Source organism: Lichenihabitans sp. PAMC28606, from assembly GCF_020616535.1.
GTDB lineage: Bacteria > Pseudomonadota > Alphaproteobacteria > Rhizobiales > Beijerinckiaceae > Lichenihabitans > Lichenihabitans psoromatis.
Genome location: NZ_CP085136.1, coordinates 1638881 through 1659133, shown reverse-complemented (window position 1 = coordinate 1659133; position 20253 = coordinate 1638881). Strand labels below are relative to the sequence as shown.

Here is a 20253-nt window from a genome sequence, read left to right as displayed (position 1 = left end):
GATTGCTGCGACGGGCGGCTCGCGCGTTCCCCTGTTGAGAGGGTGTATCGACCCTCAGGCCCACCGCGACAAGTTCGATTGTGGGCGCGGCGGCGCAACAATTCACCCGTTTCGTGGTATTCTGTGCAAAATCAACATACGCCACGCCGCGTCGAAGGAGTGACCGTTTGCGCTGCACCGTCCCTGTGACCCGCGAGAGGCGCATTTTGTGCGTTTTCCCGGCTTATACTCCTTCCTTCGGCACGTTCTCGGGTGCCTATTCTTTGATGAACGTCCAGGCGTTCATGCCGCCCCAAGGGCTCCTGGTCATCGCGGCCTACCTGCCGGAACGCTGGTCGATGCGGTTCATCGACGAAAATCTTCGCGCCGCCGCTGATGAGGATTTCGCATGGGCCGACGCGGTGTTCGTCAGCGGCATGCATGTGCAGGAGCCGCAGATCCGCGACATCCATGAGCGCGCCAAGCAACACGGCAAGGTCACGGCGCTCGGTGGCTCATCGGCCTCGGCCGCACCCGAAAAATACGCTTATTTCGACTATCTGCACATCGGCGAACTCGGCGACGCCACCGACCGCTTGGTCGAGATCCTCGACGCGGATGTGACGCCGCCGGCCTCTCAGATCGTGCTCGAGACCAAGGATCGGACACCGCTCAGTGACTTTCCGCTGCCGTCCTATTCGGCGCTGCCGCTTAAGAAATACTTGCTCGGATCGCTGCAATTTTCGAGCGGTTGCCCGTATCGATGCGAGTTTTGCGACATCCCGGCTCTCTACGGACGGCAGCCTCGGCTGAAGTCGGTCGAGCAGTTATTGGCGGAACTCGACGCCTTCATTGCGCAGCCGTCGCATCCGGCCGTGATCTATTTTGTCGACGACAATTTTATCGGCAATCGTAAGGCCACGAAGGATATGCTACCGCATCTCGTCGCATGGCAGAAGAAACATGCCTATCCGTTGCAATTTGCCTGCGAAGCGACGCTGAACATCGCCAAGCAGACCGATATTCTCGAGTTGATGCGTGAGGCGGGGTTCTTCACCGTTTTCGTCGGGATCGAGACGCCCGAACTCGATGCGCTCAAGTCGATCGCCAAAGATCACAACAACGCCGTTCCCATGATGGGCGCGATCAAGACCTTGAACGATTATGGGCTGGAGGTGACCTCCGGCATCATTCTCGGGCTCGATACGGAGACCGACGCGTCCGAGAACCTCCTCAAGGAATTCGTCGACCGGTCAGCCGTTCCGGTGCTGACCATCAATCTTCTTCAGGCACTGCCCAAGACGCCGTTATGGGATCGGCTCACGAAAGAAAATCGGCTCGTCAACGATCCGTCGCTCGAGTCGAATGTCCGCTTCCTTCGGCCTCATGATGAAGTAGTGGCGAGCTGGCGTCGGGCCATCGCGCATGCCTATGCGCCTGAAAACATCTTCGCGCGGTTCCGCTATCAGATGGATCACACTTACGGGAACCGGATGAAGACGCCGGCGCGCGGCAAGCTCACCCGCTCGAACCTGCGTCGTGCTTTCATCATGGGCAAGAACATCATTTGGCAGATCGGCGTTAAATCCGACTATCGGGGCGAGTTCTGGCGCTCGGCTTGGCATGCGGCCAAGAAGGGGCAGATCGAAGCGATCTTCAACATGGGTTTCGTCTGCCATCACCTGATCCGCTTCACGCGAGAAGCGCTGCGCGGCGAGCATAACGCCTCCTTCTATGCCGCGAAGGCGAGCGCCAAAGAGGCGGCGAATGCCTCGTCTGTTTCGGTGAACGAACTGCAGAGATCAGCCTGATCGAACGAATTCGTGTATTGCGGCGTTCAAGCTAGACTTCTTAGTCAAACGCAGGTGGACGCATGACGAAACTTTGGTTGGCCTTACCGGTCTTGTGCCTTCTGCCGCTCGGCGGCGCATCGGCTCAGGTGTCGGGCAGCTATCAGCAGTCCTGCCGTAACGTGCAGCAAGACGGCAATTCACTCACGGCGGATTGCAAGGTGCCAGGTGGCGGCACGGTGCGTTCGACACTGGATCTTGGTCGCTGCCGTGGCCAAGGCGTCGCCAACTCCTACGGACGTCTAGCCTGCGGCAATGTTCAGGGCTCCGCTGCCCCGGGTGGTCGGTCGAGAAACAACGGCGACAACGGCAACGACGGCGGCTATGATGGCGGCGGGCGCCGTCGTAACCAAGATTCGGACTATGTGCAGCCGGGTCGTGGTGGTTACGGGCAACCGCAGGGTTACGGCTACGGTCAGCCGGGCCCGAACGACGACGATTATGCACCTCGCCGCCCGCGGCGCTACTATCAACCCGACGACGAATGAGGGTTGAGAATATCCCGGGTCAAATACGGGATGTTCTCTTGAGAGCGGTCAATTAAGAGCTTTAAAGCCAAGACAGCCCCGAGGGTGTCGGCTCGAGGCCAAGATGTGCCATCACGCTGGCTCCGATATCGGCCAGCGTGTCGCGTCGGCCAATCATCAGAGCACCAGAGGCGCCGGATCGAGATAGGATCGGCACGACCTCTCGCGTGTGATCCGTCCCCGCCCACGTCGGATCGTTGCCGTGGTCCGCTGTCACGATCAAGAGATCGTCGGAGCGAAGTGCCGCGAGGATGTCGGGCAGTCGCGCATCGAATGATTCGAGACAGGCCGCATAGCCGGGACTGTCGCGACGATGGCCATAGTCGCTGTCGAAATCGACGAGATTGGCGAAGATCAGGCCACCATCCTGCGAGCGAAGCGCGTCGATCACCAGATTGACATTGCCGTCGTTCGTCTTGCCTTTGCGGGCCTCGCCCGTGTGCGAATGCGCAAAGATGTCGGCCGTTTTACCGATGCTGACGATCGGAAGACCCGCCGCATCGGCGCGAGCGAAGATTGTTCCGGGCGGCGGCGGCACCGCGAAATCGCGACGGTTCGAGGTGCGGCGGAAGTCGCTCGGCGCGGTCCCCAGGAATGGCCTCGCGATGACGCGGCCGATCGTCAGCGGATCGCATAAGCGCCGCGCGATGACGCAAAGCTCGTAAAGCCGCTCCAGCCCGAACGCGTCTTCATGTGCCGCGATCTGAAACACGCTATCGATCGAAGTATAGCAAATGGGGCGGCCGGTGCGGATGTGCTCCGCCCCAAGAGCCTCGATAATGGTCGTCCCCGACGCATGACGATTGCCGAGGATGCCGGGCAATCCGGCTTGCTCGATGAGGCTCGTGATCAGCGTAGTGGGAAAGCATGGCTCCGTCCTGGGGAAATAACCCCAGGCGACCGGGACCGGCGTCCCGGCGATTTCCCAATGGCCGGATGGCGTGTCCTTGCCGGCGGAGCGTTCGATGCCATAGCCCCAGGAGGCCTCTGGCCCGGCACGGGTCAGGCCGGGCGGCAGGCGGCCTGACGCCGCTTCGGCGGCCGATCCTATTCCGAGGGCGCAGAGATTCGGTAGCGTGAGTGGTCCAGACCGCAGACCAGCGCGGTCGCCACGCCCGACCGCGCAGGCCTCCGCCAGGTGGCCAAGCGTGTCCGCGCCCGCGTCGCCATAGTCGGCCGCGTCGGGAGCGCTGCCGCAGCCCACCGAATCCAGAACGATGATGATGGCGCGTTTCACCCGCCGCTGTCCTGTGACACGACGCCGACCGGCGCGGCATCGACGCGAAATGCGGCCGCGAACAGCGCTTTGGTATAGTCTGTTTGCGGGTCGCGGAAGATATTCACGGCGGGACCAGCTTCGACGATCCGGCCCTGACGCATCACAATAATCTCGGCCGCCAAAGCTCTGACGACTTTGAGATCGTGGCTGATGAACAGATAGGCGAGCCCGCGTTTCCGCTGTAAATCCCGCAGCAGATCGACGATCTGCGCCTGGACCGACATATCGAGCGCCGAGGTCGGCTCGTCCAGCACCACGAATTTGGGATTCAGCACCATGGCGCGCGCGATCGCGATGCGCTGGCGCTGGCCACCGGAAAATTCATGCGGGTAGCGATCCATGGAGGCGGGGTCGAGACCTGTGTCGGCCAGTGCCTGCGCCACGATATCGCGGCGCGCCGCATAGCTGAGGGCGCTGTTCTGGATCAGCAGACCCTCCTCGACGATTTCGGCGACCGATAATCGCGGCGACAGCGATCCGTAAGGATCCTGGAACACCACCTGAATATCCCGTCGCAGCGGCCGCATGGCTTGGCGATCCAGCCCATCGATCCGAGAGCCGAGATAGGCGATCCGACCCTCGGATCGGATTAATCGCAAAATCGCGAGGCCGAGCGTCGTCTTGCCCGAGCCGGATTCGCCGACGACGCCGACGGTTTCGCCTTCTCGGATCGTCAGCGAGATGCCGTCGACCGCCTTCACGTAGCCGACGGTGTTGCGAAGGAAGCCGCGCTTGATCGGAAACCAGACCTTGATGTCGTCCGCCGACACGACCGTCTTGGCCGCGAGATCGACCGGCGGCGGAGCGCCTTTCGGCTCGGCCGCGAGCAACATGCGTGTGTAGGCGTGCTGCGGGTCGCGGAACACCTGCTCGACCGGCCCAGCCTCCACGATGCGGCCTTGCTGCATCACCGCGACATCGTCGGCGATGCGGCGCACAATGCCGAGATCATGCGTGATGAACAGCATCGCCATGCCGAGGCGGCCTTGAAGATCCTTCAACAAGGCGAGGATCTGCGCCTGCACCGTGACATCGAGCGCGGTGGTCGGCTCATCCGCGATGAACAATTTCGGGCGATTGGCGAGCGCCATGGCGATCATGACGCGCTGCCGCTGACCGCCCGATAATTGATGCGGGAAAGCGGTCAGGCGGCTTGCCGGATCGGGAATGCCGACATCCTGCAGCAACGCCACGACCCGCTCGCGGATTTTGGCCGAGCCACGCGCGCCGTGCAGCTCCAAAATTTCGCCGACCTGACGCTCGATCGTATGGAGCGGGTTCAGCGACGTCATGGGTTCCTGGAACACCATGGTGATGTCTTGCCCGCGCACCGCGCGCATCTCGCTTTCGGAGGCTGTGCGGAGGTCTTTGCCCTCGAACAGGATCTCGCCGGAGATCTCGGCGGCCGAGGCGCCGTGTAGTCGCGCGATCGACAAAGCCGTGACCGATTTGCCAGAGCCGGACTCGCCGACGAGCGCAAGCGTGCGCCCGGCCTGGAGCGAAAACGAGATCCCGTCGACGGCTTGCGTCGTGCGCCCGCCCTGCCGAAAGCCGATCGATAGATTGCGGACGTCGAGGAGGGGTTCAATCACGCGGCATAACCGTCAATCACCGGAAGGTCTTTCGCGGATCGAAAGCGTCGCGCACGGCCTCGCCGATGAAGATCAGCAGCGACAGCATGATCGCGATGGTGAAGAAGCCCGTCAGGCCGAGCCATGGCGCCTGCGTGTAGGACTTGCCTTGCAGCAGCAATTCGCCCAGCGACGGCGAACCGGGCGGCAGGCCAAAGCCGAGAAAGTCGAGCGACGTCAACGTCGTGATCGAGCCATTTAGCACAAAGGGCAGGAACGTTAGCGTCGCCACCATGGCGTTCGGCAGCAGGTGTTTGAGCATGATCTTGCGGTCGGAGAGGCCGAGCGCCCGCGCCGCCGTCACATATTCGAAGTTGCGGGCGCGCAGAAACTCGGCCCGCACGACGTGAACGAGGTTCACCCAGGAGAACAACAGCAGGATGCCGAGCAGCACGAAAAAGCCCGGCGTCAGCACGGCCGAGATGATGATGAGCAGATAGAGATGAGGCAACGAGGACCAGATCTCGATGAAGCGCTGGAAGATGAGATCGACCCAACCACCGAAATAGCCCTGGATCGCCCCGGCCGCGATGCCGATGACCGAGGAGATGCCGGCCAGAAGCAGGCCGAACAGGATGGAGATCCGAAACCCATAGATCAGCCGGGCCAGCACGTCGCGGCTCTGGTCGTCCGTGCCGAGCCAATTCGTCTCCAGCGCCCGGCATGGCGAGGTCGCCGGCGGTGTGCCGTGCTGACGCTCAATCGCGGCGCGGCATTGCGCGTCGCTCAGGAGCCAGGTCGGCGGAGAGGGGACGGCTGTCGGCGGGGACAGGTTGTGGGTGTTGTCGGCGTAACGGATCGGCGGCCACACCATCCAGCCATGGGCCTGGATTTCGTCCGCGATGGTTGGGTCGCGATAATCCGTCTGCGCCAGGAAGCCGCCAAACTTCTCCTCTGGATAGGTCTGGAAGATCGGCATCAGCACCTCGCCCTTGTAGACCGCAAGGATCGGTCGGTCGTTGGCGATAAATTCCGCAAACAGCGACAGGATGAAGATGACCATGAAGACGACGAGGGACCAATAGCCGCGCCGATTGCCACGGAAGTTGTCGAGCCGACGCCGGTTGATGGGCGAGAGCTTCAGCCAACCCTTGCTGGGGAGCGTCGGCGCATGCGCCCGCGTCGAGGCGGCGGGGTCGAGGGTCGCGTCGAAGGAGGCGCTCACGTCAGACCTCACGAGTTTCAAAATCGATGCGGGGATCAATCCACGCATAGGTGAGGTCGGAAATCAGGTTCACGAAGAGCCCGAGCAACGCGAAAATATACAGCGTGGCGAACACCACCGGATAGTCTCGGTTGAGGATGGAGTCGTAGGACAGAAGCCCAAGCCCATCGAGCGAGAAGATGCTCTCGATCAACAACGAGCCGGTAAAAAAGGCGCTGACGAACGCGCCCGGGAACCCCGCCACCACGATCATCATGGCGTTGCGGAACACGTGTCCGTAGAGCACGCGGCGCTCGCTGAGGCCCTTCATCCGCGCGGTCTGGACGTATTGCTTGCGGATTTCCTCGAGAAAGGAGTTCTTGGTCAGGAAAGTCGCGGTCGCGAAAGAGCCGATCGTCATGGCGGTGACCGGCAGCGTGATGTGCCAGAGATAATCCATGATCTTGTGTGGCCAGGAGAGGTCGGCCCAATTGTCCGACGTGAGGCCGCGCAACGGAAACAGGTCGTAAAACGAGCCGCCCGCGAACAGGATGATGAGCAGTACGGCGAACAGGAAGCTCGGCAGCGCATAGCCGACCGTGATGACGGCCGAGGTCCAGACATCCAAGCGCGATCCGTCCCGCACGGCCTTCGAAATGCCCAGCGGAATCGAGATCGCATAGGACAGCAGTGTCATCCACAGCCCGAGCGAGATCGAAACAGGCAGCTTCTCGCGGATCAGTTGCATGACCGAGGCATGGCCGAAATAGCTCTGGCCGAAATCGAAGGTCGCGTAATTCCGGATCATAATCCAGAAACGCTCATAGACCGGCTTGTCGAAGCCGAACTGGACTTCGAGGTCCTTGATGAACTTGGGATCGAGGCCCTGGGAGCCGCGATATTTTCCGCCGCTCTCGCCACCCCCAACGGTCTGCGATGAACTCGCGGCGCCCACATCCTGGCCGCCCCCGAGCCGCGCACTGCCGCCGGAGTCGAACCCTTGCAGTTGCGCGATGATGCGCTCGACGGGGCCGCCGGGCGCGAACTGCACCACGATAAATGAAATCAGCATGATCCCGAAGATGGTCGGGATCATCAGCAGGAGCCGCCGTGCGATATAGGCCAGCATCGTCGGCGCTCAGCCCGGCAGCTTGACGCGAGCGGCCTTGGCCGGATCGACCCACCAGGTCGAGAGCACGCCGGGATCGAATTTCGGCGGCTGTTTCGGCCGGTCGTAGATGTCCCAATAGGCGAGCCAATGCGCCGGCAGGTTCCACATCGGCACCCAATAGTGCCCGGCGCGCAGGACGCGATCCAGCGATCGGCAGATGGTCTCGAGCTCTGGGCGGGTTGCAGCCACCAGCGCCTTGTCGATCAGGAGATCGACGATCGGATCGGAGATGCCGGTCAGATTGAGCGATCCCGGCGTCTTGGCGGCGTCCGATCCATAGACGACCCGCAGCCCTTCGCCCGGGGTGAAACTGGCGCCATTGTTGCGCGTCACCACGTCGAAATCGAATGTCTGGGTGCGGCTCTGGAATTGGGCCGTATCGACGAGACGGAACGTGGCCTCGATGCCCAGCAGCCGCAGGTTCTTGATGAACGGGGCCGTGTGCCGCTCCAGCGCCTGGCTATAGTCGAGAAACTCGATCGTGAAGGGTTGTCCATCGGGGAGCTTGAGGATGGAGCCGTCTCGCTTGCAGCCGGCCTCCTGCAGCATTTTGAAGGCCCGCGCGAGCAGCGCGCGGTCCTGTCCCGAGCCATCCGAGGTCGGCGGCATATAGGCATCCTCGAACACGTCGGGCGACAGCTTGTCGCGCAGCGGGTCGAGCAGCGCCAGCTCGTCTGGGCCGGGCTTGCCGGTCGCGGCCATCGGCGTGTTCTGAAAATAGGACCAGGTCCGCTGATACAGGCCGAACATGATGTTCTGGTTGGTCCAGTTGAAATCGAAGCAGAGACCGAGTGCCTCGCGGATTTTCGGATTCTTAAATTTGTCGCGACGGGTGTTCAGGAACCAGCCTTGGGCGCCGCGTGGTCCCTGGTCCGGGATCGTCTCCCGCTTGACGCGGCCATCTTTGGCGGCCGGGAAATCGTAACCCTGTGCCCAGATGATCGAGGTCGCATCCTCGCGGAACGTGAAGACGCCGGATTTAAACGCCTCAAACGCGATCTGCCGCTCGCGAAAATATTCGTAGCGGATCGTATCGAAGTTATTCTGGCCGACGTTCACGGGCAGGTCCTTGGCCCAGTAGTCCTTGACCCGATCGAAGTTGATGTGCCGGCCTTGCTCGAGGGCTCCGACCGTGTAGGCACCCGAACCGAGCGGAGGAGCGAGCGTCGGCTCCTCGAATGAGTTGGCTGTGTAGAAAGCCTTGGAGAAGATCGGTTGGCCGGCGACGATCAGCGGCAATTCGCGGCTATGCGCTGCATTGAGACGCACCATGACGACGTCGTCGCCCTCAGCCTCGGCAGCCTCGAGATTACGCAGCGTCGACCGAATGACCGGGTGGCCCTTGGTCTTCAACAGGTTGAGCGAAAACGCCACATCGGCCGCTGTCAGCTTCGAGCCGTCGTGGAACCTCGCTTCGGGTCGCAGCACAAATCGATAGGTCAGGCGGTCGGCCGACCATCGCACCGTGCGGGCCACGAGCCCGTAGAGCGCATCCGGTTCGTCGAGACTGCCGGTCATCAACGTGTCGAAAATCGCGCCCATGCCAGCCGCGCCATTGCCGCGCAGGATGTAGATGTTCAGCGTGTCGAACGTGTCGAAATTCTGGTTGCCGCCGGTCGCGTTGACCTGCAGCGAAATGCTGCCGCCCTTGGGGGCGTTCGGGTCGACATAGTCAAAGGACTTGAAGTCCGACGGCAAGCCAAGTTCGCCGAAGATCGAGATGCCATGCTGTTCCGTTTCACCGTCGGCCGCCTGGGCCACTGATGAACCGGCCCAAGGCAGGCTCCGCAAACCTGTCGCGGCCGCCAACGTTCCGCCCAACGCTAAAGCGGCGCGGCGCGTCAATCCTGGCATCATCGGCCCGTCTTGCGACATCGGTTCTCCTTGAAGCGGCGTGGTAGCAGGCGCGGTCACAGGCGGATGTGCGATCCGGATTGTGTCGCTTTTCCGGCCTCATGCACGGCTCACGTCTGCCGATCAAGCCATCCCGAATCGAAACAGCAGGGTCGCCGACCCTGCCATGGTATCGCATTCGGCGAGGATGTTGAGTGTCAGGGCGCCGGAAGCGGCTGCGGGCTGTCGCTCAACGTATGCAGATAGTCGACGATGTCGGCCCGCTTTTCGGGATTGGCTTCGCCGGCGAAGCCCATCTTGGTGCCGGGCGCATAGGCTTTCGGGTTGGTGATGAACTGGTTGATGTCTGCGAGGGTCCAGTTGCCACCCTTCTTCTTCAGCGCATCGGAATAGTCGAAATTCACCACCGAGGCGACGGGGCGTCCGACGACGTCCCAGAGCGGCGGCCCGATCTTGGCACCCGCGCCTTTGGGGAAGTTATGGCATGCGCCGCACACTTTGGCGAAGGTCTCGCCTTTGTGAACGTCAGCCTTGGCGAGCAACACCGGGAGCGGCACGGCCGGCGCATCCGCGGCGGCCGGAGCGGCTTCCTCGGCGACGGCCATCGGCAAGTCGTAACCCGGCTTGGCCGGCACATTCGGCGCGAAGACGAAACCGGAGAATAATCCCAGCGCCATGGTGAGCATCAACGTTCCCAAGATCGCTCCGGCAATCTTGTTGAATTCGAATGAATCCATAGTCGATGCGCTCCTCGGTGTGGCGGACCCGATCCAGGCCGCGACGCGGACCCGGTTGCAGGTAGACCTGTGGCAGGCGTTGGCCGACTGCGACAAATTGTGATTACGTTTTTTGCCGTGAGCTTGGCAACCCGTTTGATGCGGTCGTCACGCTACTTTTTGCCGCTCGACGCGTGGCCGTCGTGGGTCTGTGGCAAGCAAGGGGACGGGCAGAAGATGGTCGACATTCGGGATGCGATCATGTTCCAAGGCCCCGACGCCCATGCGAGCCGCACCATGTCGAACCCCATCGTGTTGATCCCGGCCCGGATGGGCTCGTCTCGCCTTCCCGGGAAACCGCTCGCCGATATCGGTGGCGAGCCTATGATCGTGCATGTCTGGCGACGCGGCCGTGAAGCCGATATCGGCCCCGTCGTGGTTGCGACAGATGATGACCGCGTCGCCGAGGCGGTTCGATCCGTGGGCGGCGAGGTCGTGCTCACACGCTCGGATCATCCGGCCGGATCGGATCGCATCCACGAGGCGGTCGAGCGGTTCGACGCGGAGCGCCATTACGATATCGTGGTCAATGTGCAGGGCGATCTACCCAGCATTGAGGCCGATGCGATTCGGGCCGCACTGCGGCCGCTCGACGACCCTGCGGTCGATATCGCGACCCTGGCGGCCGTCATCGTGCGGGAAGAAGAGCGCGACGATCCGAATGTCGTGAAGGTGGTCGGAAGCCCGATCGGGCCCGGATTGCTGCGGGCTTTGTATTTCACGCGCGTCACGGCGCCGTTCGGGCCTGGGCCGCTGCTGCACCATATCGGCCTTTACGCCTACCGGCGAAAAGCGCTACGCCGCTTTGTCGCCTTGCGGCCATCGAGCCTCGAATTGCGCGAAAAGCTCGAGCAATTGCGGGCGCTCGAGGCCGGGATGCGGATCGATGTCGCCGTGATCGACACCGTGCCGCTCGGCATCGACACGCCGGCCGATCTCGAACGCGCCCGCATCATCATGGCGGCGCACCCCTAGGAATGAGGAACGAATCGACGTGACGTCCCGGACCATCGCCTACCAGGGGGAACCCGGCGCCAATTCCCACATCGCTTGCGCGGATGTCTATCCAGGCTGGACGCCGCTTCCTTGCGCCACCTTCGAGGATGCCTTTACGGCTGTGACGGAGGGGCGTGCCGATCTAGCCATGATCCCGATCGAGAATTCGATCGCGGGCCGGGTCGCCGACATTCACGCGCTGATGCCGGGCTCCAACCTGCATATCGTTGGCGAGTATTTTCTGCCGATCCACTTCCAATTGTTGGGCCTCAAGGGTGCGACCTTGGAGGGGCTAAGGAGCGTGCACAGCCACATCCATGCGCTCGGCCAATGCCGCAAGATCATCCGCAAGCTCGGGCTCTCGGCTCATGTGGCGGGCGACACGGCCGGTTCGGCGCGCGAGGTTGCCGAAGCGAAAGACTCGACGCGCGCGTCCCTCGCGCCTCGCCTCGCCGCCGAGATCTACGGACTCGATACCCTTGCGAGCGACGTCGAGGACGAGGCTCACAATACGACGCGCTTCGTGATCCTGTCGAAGACGGCGGTCGTCGCCCCGGCCGGCAATGGTCCGGTCGTCACCACTTTCGTGTTCCGCGTCCGCAACGTGCCGGCCGCGCTCTACAAGGCGCTCGGCGGCTTCGCGACAAATGCAGTCAATATGACGAAGCTCGAAAGCTACATGGTCGAGGGCGAGTTCACGGCCACGCAATTTCTGTCCGACGTCGACGGCCATCCGGATGATCCGGCGTTGCGGCGGGCGCTCGAGGAGCTGTCGTTCTTCTCGCGCGAGGTCCGCATCCTCGGGACCTATCCGGCGCATCCGTTTCGGCTTGTGAGCCAGGGGCGCGCGGAAGCGTAGCGAGTGGGCGTCAGATGGACGGCGCGCGCGGGGTTATGCCTTCGACCGCCCAAGCCCGCATGATGTGATGCGCGATCGCCATGGGAGGCGGGCAGGTGAGGCCACCCTCGTGGCGTCCCTCCAGCATGGCGCGCGTTTCCTCGCGCGTGAACCAGCGCGCATCCTCGAGCTCGGTGGTGTCGATCGTGATGTCGGTTTCGATCGCCTGTGCGACGCAGCCCAGCATGATCGAGGCGGGAAACGGCCAGGGCTGCGAGCCGAGATAGGCGACGTAGCCGGTGGTTATCCCGGCCTCCTCGTGAAGTTCCCGCCGCACCGCGTCCTCGAAGGTTTCACCGGGTTCGAGAAAACCAGCGAGGCAGGAATACATCCGCTCCGGAAAGCGCGCCTGCCGCCCGAGCAGGCAACGTTCGCCATCGACCGCCAGCATGATGACGACCGGGTCGGTGCGCGGAAAGTGATGCGTGCCGCAGGCGGGGCATTCGCGCCGCCATCCGGCCCCGGCCACCTCCGTCGGCGTTCCGCAATTCGAGCAGAACCGATGCTGGCGATGCCAATGCGTCACGGCCTTGGCTTGCGCCAGCGCGCCGAGATCGTCGTTCGACACCAAGCCTCGCGTCGCGATCGACCGGAGATCGATGATCTGGACGTCGCTCCGCTCGGCCAGATGTTCGGCCGCGTCGGGCATGAGCGCGGTGGCGAAATAGGCTTGGCCGTTCCGCTCGCCCAAGAACGTGCTGTGTTGGACCGAGCCCAAGGCTTCGGCGACCGCGAGGCCGAACCACGGCGAGTCCTGGTGCCCGAGCACGACGCTGTCGCCGGCCAGGACAAGGCTGACGGTCTGCGCAGCGGCGCGGAAAGACGCGACCTCCTCGGGGTTGTCGCGCCGGCCGGACATCCGGTCGAGAGGATTGTCAATAAAGCCCAGCGACGCGCCGAAGGCGGCCGTGGTTCTGATGCTGTCGGTCATGTCGGATTCCGTCGGAGGCGGGTGTTGCACCCTTCCTACGGCGATTTTCCGCGAAGCGAAATCATTCGTCTGGATTGGCCGGACCGGCAATCCCTTGTGGTGCAGAAGCACCGGACCCATCTTGCGGAACGCGGCTCGATGGTCCAAATAGCGCTTGGGAGGTTGGCGGTTGACGTTTCACTCGCCAACCGGGTCAGGTCCGGAAGGAAGCAGCCCTAACGAGACCGAGCGGGTTTCCGTCCAGCCTCCTACTTCGGCTTTTCGTCGCGTTGGCGCGACAGGTCGTCTGCCGCCCCGGGCCGCTGGCCATCGTGTGCCGGCCCCTTTTTCGAGACGATCATGAGCGACGCGCCTCCCGCATCCGCAATGCTGTCCGGCATCGTCTCCGACCGTCCTGCGCCGGTCCAGACGACGCCCTATCGCGTGCTCGCCCGCAAATATCGCCCGTCCAGCTTTGACGATCTGATCGGGCAGAGCGCGATGGTCAGAACCCTGTCCAACGCCTTCGATCTCAACCGCATCCACCAGGCCTATCTGCTCTGTGGCGTGCGCGGCGTCGGCAAGACCACGACGGCCCGCATCATGGCGCGAGCTTTGAACTACCATTTGCCGGCGTCCGCCGATCGGCCCGCTCTCGACGCGCCCAGCATCGTCATGCCGGCGCTCGGCACACATTGTCAGGCCATCATCGAATCGCGACATGTCGACGTGATCGAGATGGATGCGGCCTCGCATACCGGCATCGACGATATCCGCGAATTGATCGACGGCGCGCGCTATCGCCCCGTCATGGCGCGGACCAAAGTCTACATCATCGACGAGGTTCATATGCTGTCCAAGGCGGCCTTCAACGGGCTGCTGAAGACGCTTGAGGAGCCGCCCGAACATGTGAAATTTCTGTTCGCCACGACCGAGATCGACAAGGTGCCGATCACGGTGAGGTCGCGCTGTCAGCGGTTCGACCTCCGCCGCGTCGAGGCGCCCGACATGATCGGCCATCTGGCCGGCATCTGCGCGAAGGAGGACGTCCGCATCGATCCGGAGGCGCTGGCCCTGATCGCTCGTGCGGCCGAGGGCTCCGTCCGCGACGCGCTGTCATTGCTCGACCAGGCCATTGCCCATGGCGGCGGGGGAGCGAACGGAGCGATCGACCCGGCCGCGATCCGGGTGATGCTCGGCCTCGCCGACCGGGCCCGCATCATCGATCTGTTCGAGGCTGTGATGAAGGGGGACATCGCGACCGCGCTCGATGGCATGAAGGCGCTCTATGACGAAGGCGCCGACCCCGGCGGGATGCTGGCGGCGCTGGCTGACTTCGTCCATCTCGTGACGCGCCTGAAGCTCGTGCCCGATGCAGCCAAGGACTCATCGTTGACGGGCGAGGAGCGCGCTCGCGGGCTCGATTTCGCTTGCAAGCTCAGCTTGCCGGTGCTGACGCGCGCCTGGCAGATGCTGGCCAAGGGTTTGGCCGACGTGAAGGATGCGCCAAGACCGCTGGCGGCCGCCGATATGGTGCTGGTGCGCCTCGCCTATGCGGCCGATCTGCCGACGCCGGATGACGTCATCCGGCGCCTCTCCGCCGCTCAGGCTGGCGGTGTCGCGTCACAAACCGTGGTTGCAAGCGTGCCCGCGCCGTCCGGGGTTGCACCCGTGGAGCCGTCGGGTGGCGGATTGCGGCGGCTCGGTTCGGGCGGGGCCCTGCCGCAATCCGTGCCGCAGGCCGCACTGGTGGCCAGCCCGCCTCAGGCGAGCCTCGCTCCGCAGGCCGCCCCTGCGCCGCCGCCTGTTCTCCCGCAGACACTGCAGGATGTCGTGGCTCTGGCGATTGCCAACCGTGACATTCAGCTGAAGATGGCGCTCGAGAAGGACGTTCGCATCGTTCGTTTCGAGCCGGGCAGTATCGAGTTCGAGACGGTTCCGGGCGCGTCTCCACAGCTTGCGGCCCATGTGATGCGTCGGCTCAACGAGTGGACCGGCATTCGTTGGATGGTGGCGGTCGCACGCGAAGGCGGCGGTGCGACCTTACGCGAATTGGCGGATGCCGAGACCGCGTCGCGGCGCAAATCTCTGGAAGCGCATCCCGTGGTCAGCCGGATCATGGAACTGTTTCCAGGGAGCCGCATCGTCGATGTGACCGACATGAAGCCGGATCTGCCGCCACCCGAACCGACGGTGCCGGTGATGGGCGACGACGAAGTGGGTTACGCAGATGCGGGGGACCCGAACGCGGGCGACCCGGATGATGGATATAGCGAGGACGACCTCTAGGATCGACGATGATTCTGGGGTGTCGCAGCAGGAGCGGGTCATGAAGGACGTGATGGGTTTGATGAAACAGGCGCAGGCCATGCAGGCGCGTCTTGGTGAAGTCCAGGCCGAACTTGAGCAGTTGCAGGTCGAAGGCGTGTCGGGAGGCGGCCTCGTCAGGCTCGTGCTAACCGCCAAGGGCCAGATGAAGAGCATCACGATCGATCCCTCGCTGATGAAGGAAGACGAGCGTGAGATCCTCGAGGATCTGATCGTGACGGCCAGCGACGATGCGCGCCGCAAGGCCGAGCGGGTCGCCGAAGAGCGGATGAAGGCTGTGACGGCGGGCATTCCCCTGCCGCCCGGCATGAAGCTGCCGTTCTAACCGGCTTTCCAGAATGGCCGATCGTGTCGCCGGGCCCGAGATCGAGCGCCTGATCCAGCTCCTGGCTCGTCTGCCGGGGCTCGGGCCGCGCTCGGCCCGTCGAGCCGCCTTACATTTGATGCGGAAGCGCGAGGACCTCCTCGGCCCGCTGGCGGATGCGATGGCGCTCGCGCGCGAGCGCATCGTGACCTGTTCGGCTTGTGGCAACATCGACACGATCGATCCGTGTACGATCTGCTGTGATGTGCGGCGCGATACGACCACGCTGGTGGTGGTCGAGACGGTGGCCGACCTCTGGGCGCTCGAACGCGCCGCCGTCGTGCGCGGCCGTTACCATGTGCTCGGGGGGGTGCTGTCGCCGCTCGATGGTGTCGGGCCGGACGATCTCAACCTCGCTGGCCTCGTCGATCGCGTGTCGGGTGCGGGACTATCCGAAATCATCCTGGCCGTGAACGCAACCGTGGATGGTCAAACCACGGCCCATTACGTGACCGATCTCTTGGCTCACCTCGATCTCAAGGTGACCCGACTGGCGCATGGTGTCCCGGTCGGTGGGGAACTCGACTACCTCGATGAAGGAACCCTGGCGGCGGCCATGCGATCCCGCACGGCTTTCTGACCGAGCATCGTGCCTCTTTGCCGCGTGAAATCTTTCGCGCCGATTGCACCGTCACCAGAATGAACTATTGTAAGTTGTAATGAAATCGGATCACAATTTATGCTCGACCTTGCAGGTTTTCGTGAGCGCTCGGCTTTCACCATTTCGACGCTGGGCAAAAAGATTTTATACGCCAATGACGTCCACCTCGAGATGCTGGGCCGCACGCGAGGCAACACAATCGGCCAAAGCTGGGAAGACTGGCTGACTCGGGAGGACCTGTTGCGGGCCTCAGCCTTGTTCGATGGCTTTCTCCTCACGCAAAAAGCCTATTCGATCCACACGCGCTTGTTGAAGAGCGACGGAAGCAGCGTGCTGATCGCGGCGCAGTGCAGCATGTTGCGGAGCACGGACCCGTCTGGCGATCTCGTCCTTTGCGAGATGATGCAATTGGCCGACGACGAGTTTCTGCCCGGGCCGGGTCGGCGCGATGTGTTGGAGTCCGTGCGCGACACCACCTATGAATTGGCGGCGCTGACCGGGAGCCATCACTTCAGTGGCTTGAGCGATCGTCTGATGCAGGTGTCGTCGGCGGCCGAGTCCACCCTCGATATTCTCACCAATGCCATGACGATCATCAACCGCCGCATCCCGGCAGCGTGAGCCTCCCGCGCGTCAGCCTTCCGGCAGGCAGCGATGCTCCGGCACCGGATAGACGCGGTCGCGGCCGAGCGCGTGTGCAATGCGCGGGCCGCGCGCGAAGAGGGCCGTGAAGGCTTCGTCGTGGAGGTTCAGGCCGCCCGCATAGGCGCCGAAGGCCGGCATGACGCAACGGCTCCCGTCCGACACGAAGCACCGCCGCCGGACCGTTCCGCCGCGTCCGGCCACGATGGCGGCGGGGTGAAGATGGCCCGCGATCTCGCCGGTTGCCTGCCCGGCTTGCGGCTCATGGCGCAGCAGCAGTGGGCCGAACTGCCATTCCGTGGCGATCTCTCCCCAGAGACCGGCTGGCGGATCGGGGTCGTGGTTGCCGGCGATCCAGAGCCAATCCCGCCCCGCCTGGAGCGCCGCAAGCGTCTCTCGGTCGGCGATCGATAGCCGCTCCGTCGCGCGGCGATCATGGAAGCTGTCGCCGAGCGCCACCACGCGACGGGGCGCATAGCGCTCGATCAACATGCCGAGCCGGTGCAAGGTGGCCGCCGTATCATAGGGCGGCAGCAGCATGCCGCGCCGCGCGAGGGATGAACTCTTCTCGAAATGCAGATCCGCGACCAGCAACACGCGATCGTCTTCGGCCAGGAGGGCTCCCGCCGCATCCGCCAGCAGATGCATGCCGGCAACGTCGATATGCGTGTGGATCGAGCGGCTCCTGTTAGTAGCCACGCCACCCGCGAGGGCGGGCAGAGGCGCCGGGGATCGGACGATCGGGTCCGGGTCTGTGGCCCGGAAGGGCATCGCCGTCGTCCGCACCAGAGGCTTCCTCCACCAAAAACTCGGCCGCCTCGGCCAGAATGGCATCCTGCGCTTCGCCGTAGACTGGCTCCCGCCCGATCTCGAGCATGATCGGTACCGCCAAAGGCGAGATCCGCGCGAGGTTCTTATGGATGATTCGCCCCTCGATGCGCGACAATAATTGACCGAGCCGGGCGAGGTCGAGGAGTCCGGTTGCCGCATCGTCGCGCGCAGCGCGCAGCAGCACGTGATCTGGCTCATAGCGCCGCAGCACATCGTAGACGAGATCGGTCGAGACCGTCATCTGGCGCCCGGTCTTTTCGCGGCCAGGAAAACGCCGCTCGATCAGCCCGGCGATGATGGCGCATTGCCGGAATGTCCGCTTCATCAGCGCCGATTCCTGGAGCCAGCCCTCGAGATCGTCGCCCAGCATGTCCTGCGCGAAGAGGTCGTCCAGCGATACCAGGCCATGTCCGATTCGTGCCCCGAGATCGACGTTGCACCAGACCGCGATGGCATAATCATTGGCCACGAAGCCGAGTGGTTGCAGTCGCGCGCGCTCCATGCGGCGGGTCAGCAGCATGCCAAGCGTCTGATGCGCAAGCCGCCCCTCGAACGGATAGGCGATCAGATAATAGCGGCCGCCGCGCCGAAACGTCTCGACCAGCAGCGAGCTCGCAGGCGGAAGGGTCGATTTCACCTGCTGCAACCGCAGCCAATCGGCCACCTGTGGGGGCAGGGCGGCCCAATGGTCGGGGTTCGACAGCAACTCCCGCACGCCCTTGGCCAAATAGGTCGAGAGCGGGAATTTGCCGCCGGCATAGGAGGGGATCTTCGGTGTATCGCTGGCAGAGCGCGTCACCAGCGCCTCGTTCTCGACAATCGAGTGCAGCGCGAGGATTTCGCCGGCAAACAGAAATGTGTCGCCTGCCACCAGGGTCTCGAGAAACCCATCCTCGATCTCGCCGAGCACACGTCCGCCTCGTCCGACCGGGCCGGTCGTCGAAGCCCCGGCGTCGATCGACGGCTTTCGGTTGCCGCGCACCAGCCGCACCTTCAACATGGTGGCTTCGACGATCGTGCCGACGTTCATGCGATAGGTCTGCGCGATGCGCCCGTTGCTGACGCGCCATCGGCCGTCCGTTGTCTGGCGGATTTTGGCGAAACGTTCGTAGGCCTTGAGCGCGTAGCCGCCGGTTGCCACGAAGGACAGACAGTCGTCGAAATCCTGACGCGATAGTCTAGCATAGGGCGCTGCCGCGCGCACTTCGGCATAGAGCGCGTCGGCCTCGAACGGCTCGCTGCAAGCCATGCCGAGAAGATGCTGGGAGAGGACATCGAGTGCGCCGATGCGCGGCACTGGCGTATCCTGCACGCCAGCCGCCGCGGCCTCGATCGCGGCCCGGCATTCCAGAACTTCGAACCGGTTGGCCGGGATCAGCAGCGCGCGGGAGGGCTCGTCGAGCCGATGGTTGGCCCGGCCGATCCGCTGCGTCAGGCGGCTCGATCCCTTGGGCGCGCCGATATTGACCACGAGGTCGACATCTCCCCAGTCGATGCCGAGATCGAGCGTCGAGGTGCAGACCACGGCCTTGATGCGGCCGGCCGACATCGCCTCTTCGACACGTCGGCGCTGGCCAACATCCAGCGAACCGTGGTGGAGCGCGATCGGCAGATTATCGGTGTTGACCTGCCACAGGTCGAAGAACAATTGCTCGGCCTGAAAGCGTGTGTTGACGAACAGCAGGGCCATCTTGGCGGCGCGGATCGCCGTATAGATTTCGGGAATGGCATGGCGTGCCCCATGCCCAGCCCAAGGCAGCCGCTCCCGCGTATCGAGCATGTCGATCTCGGCCTTGGCGCCTTCGGGGGCGATCACGAGGGCGGTAGCCTCCGCGTCTCGGCCTGAAATATACCGTCGCAGCTCGTCAGGCTCGCGCACCGTCGCCGACAGGCCGATGACCTGAACGGTTGGGGCGAGCGCCCGCAGCCGCGCCAGCCCCAACGAGAGCAGATCGCCGCGTTTCGAGGTCACCAACGCATGCACTTCGTCCAGCACGATGCGGCGGAGTGGCTTGAACAAGGGGCCTGCGTCTGCAGTGGCGAGCAGCAGCGCAATCTGTTCGGGGGTCGTCAGCAGGATGTCGGGTGGGTCGCGACGCTGCCGCTGGCGCTTGCTGGCGGACGTGTCCCCCGTCCGCGTTTCGACGCGAATCCCAAGGCCCATTTCGGCGACCGGAATTTCAACATTGCGCGCGACATCGACCGATAGCGCCTTCAACGGCGAGATGTAGAGCGTATGCAAGCTCGCGGGCCGATCCTGCGGCGCTGACGCGAGATCGACGAGGCTTGGGAGAAATCCCGCCAGCGTCTTGCCGGCGCCGGTCGGGGCGATCAGCAGTGCGCTGCGCCCGGCTTCCGCTTCCGCGAGCAACCGCAACTGATGGGGGCGCGGCGACCATTGGCGCGCCTCGAACCAAGCAAGGAAGCGTTGTGGAAGGCGCGTAACGGGGGCAGGTCGATCGAGCACCCTCT

17 protein-coding genes and 1 other RNA gene are annotated in these 20253 nt (G+C 63.8%); 9 read left to right on the top strand and 9 right to left on the bottom strand.

Features of this window, described 5'->3' with window-relative positions; translation table 11 throughout:
- Positions 1–167 precede the first annotated feature (167 nt).
- Entirely contained in the window at positions 168–1790 is a 1623-nt protein-coding gene (locus tag LGH83_RS07830; protein ID WP_227401301.1) for a B12-binding domain-containing radical SAM protein, read from the top strand.
- A gap of 62 nt (positions 1791–1852) precedes the next feature.
- A complete protein-coding gene (locus LGH83_RS07825; RefSeq protein WP_227401300.1) occupies positions 1853–2317 on the top strand; it encodes a CVNH domain-containing protein in 465 nt (154 codons plus the stop codon).
- A 61-nt stretch (positions 2318–2378) separates the two neighbouring features.
- Here LGH83_RS07825 and LGH83_RS07820 read toward each other — a convergent pair whose 3' ends face one another.
- From LGH83_RS07820 to LGH83_RS07795, 6 genes are all read right to left on the bottom strand, one after another.
- Positions 2379–3593, bottom strand: a complete 1215-nt coding sequence (locus LGH83_RS07820; protein ID WP_227401299.1) for a phosphopentomutase — start codon at positions 3591–3593, stop codon at positions 2379–2381.
- Positions 3590–5227, bottom strand: a complete 1638-nt coding sequence (locus LGH83_RS07815; RefSeq protein WP_227401298.1) for an ABC transporter ATP-binding protein — start codon at positions 5225–5227, stop codon at positions 3590–3592. The genes LGH83_RS07820 and LGH83_RS07815 overlap by 4 nt, the downstream gene beginning before the upstream one ends.
- 16 nt (positions 5228–5243) lie before the next feature.
- Positions 5244–6431: an ABC transporter permease gene (locus tag LGH83_RS07810; RefSeq protein ID WP_227401297.1), complete on the bottom strand. Its 1188-nt coding sequence runs from the start codon at positions 6429–6431 to the stop codon at positions 5244–5246.
- Between the two features lies 1 nt (position 6432).
- Positions 6433–7539: a microcin C ABC transporter permease YejB gene (locus tag LGH83_RS07805; protein ID WP_227401296.1), complete on the bottom strand. Its 1107-nt coding sequence runs from the start codon at positions 7537–7539 to the stop codon at positions 6433–6435.
- Positions 7540–7548: 9 nt separating this feature from the next.
- Complete coding sequence (locus tag LGH83_RS07800; RefSeq protein WP_227401295.1) at positions 7549–9456, bottom strand: extracellular solute-binding protein; 1908 nt, start codon at positions 9454–9456, stop codon at positions 7549–7551.
- 176 nt (positions 9457–9632) lie between these two features.
- Positions 9633–10172 (bottom strand): c-type cytochrome, encoded by a 540-nt coding sequence (locus LGH83_RS07795; protein WP_227401294.1) that lies wholly within the window; start codon positions 10170–10172, stop codon positions 9633–9635.
- Between the two features lie 276 nt (positions 10173–10448).
- On the opposite strand from LGH83_RS07795, the gene LGH83_RS07790 reads away from it, so the two are divergent.
- Positions 10449–11186, top strand: a complete 738-nt coding sequence (locus tag LGH83_RS07790; RefSeq protein WP_131120065.1) for a 3-deoxy-manno-octulosonate cytidylyltransferase — start codon at positions 10449–10451, stop codon at positions 11184–11186.
- Positions 11187–11205: 19 nt separating this feature from the next.
- Positions 11206–12066: a prephenate dehydratase gene (locus LGH83_RS07785; RefSeq protein ID WP_227401293.1), complete on the top strand. Its 861-nt coding sequence runs from the start codon at positions 11206–11208 to the stop codon at positions 12064–12066.
- Positions 12067–12076: 10 nt separating this feature from the next.
- Here LGH83_RS07785 and nudC read toward each other — a convergent pair whose 3' ends face one another.
- On the bottom strand, positions 12077–13036 hold the full coding sequence (gene nudC / locus LGH83_RS07780) for an NAD(+) diphosphatase (protein WP_227401292.1): 960 nt from the start codon (positions 13034–13036) through the stop codon (positions 12077–12079).
- 155 nt (positions 13037–13191) lie between these two features.
- Here nudC and ffs point away from each other — a divergent pair.
- From ffs to LGH83_RS07755, 5 genes are all read left to right on the top strand, one after another.
- Positions 13192–13290, top strand: an RNA gene (ffs, locus tag LGH83_RS07775) — signal recognition particle sRNA small type.
- 85 nt (positions 13291–13375) lie between these two features.
- Positions 13376–15304 (top strand): DNA polymerase III subunit gamma/tau, encoded by a 1929-nt coding sequence (locus tag LGH83_RS07770; RefSeq protein WP_413771120.1) that lies wholly within the window; start codon positions 13376–13378, stop codon positions 15302–15304.
- 40 nt (positions 15305–15344) lie between these two features.
- The gene (locus tag LGH83_RS07765) at positions 15345–15668 is read left to right on the top strand and encodes a YbaB/EbfC family nucleoid-associated protein (protein ID WP_131118966.1); all 324 of its coding nucleotides are present in this window, start codon (positions 15345–15347) and stop codon (positions 15666–15668) included.
- Positions 15669–15681: 13 nt separating this feature from the next.
- Positions 15682–16287, top strand: a complete 606-nt coding sequence (gene recR, locus LGH83_RS07760) for a recombination mediator RecR (protein WP_227401291.1) — start codon at positions 15682–15684, stop codon at positions 16285–16287.
- Positions 16288–16386: 99 nt separating this feature from the next.
- Positions 16387–16929 (top strand): PAS domain-containing protein, encoded by a 543-nt coding sequence (locus LGH83_RS07755; RefSeq protein WP_227401290.1) that lies wholly within the window; start codon positions 16387–16389, stop codon positions 16927–16929.
- A gap of 12 nt (positions 16930–16941) precedes the next feature.
- On the opposite strand, the gene pdeM is transcribed toward LGH83_RS07755, so the two are convergent.
- On the bottom strand, positions 16942–17649 hold the full coding sequence (pdeM, locus tag LGH83_RS07750) for a ligase-associated DNA damage response endonuclease PdeM (RefSeq protein WP_413771119.1): 708 nt from the start codon (positions 17647–17649) through the stop codon (positions 16942–16944).
- Positions 17639–20248: a ligase-associated DNA damage response DEXH box helicase gene (locus LGH83_RS07745; protein WP_227401289.1), complete on the bottom strand. Its 2610-nt coding sequence runs from the start codon at positions 20246–20248 to the stop codon at positions 17639–17641. Before LGH83_RS07745 ends, pdeM begins: the two co-directional genes overlap by 11 nt.
- Positions 20249–20253 lie beyond the last annotated feature (5 nt).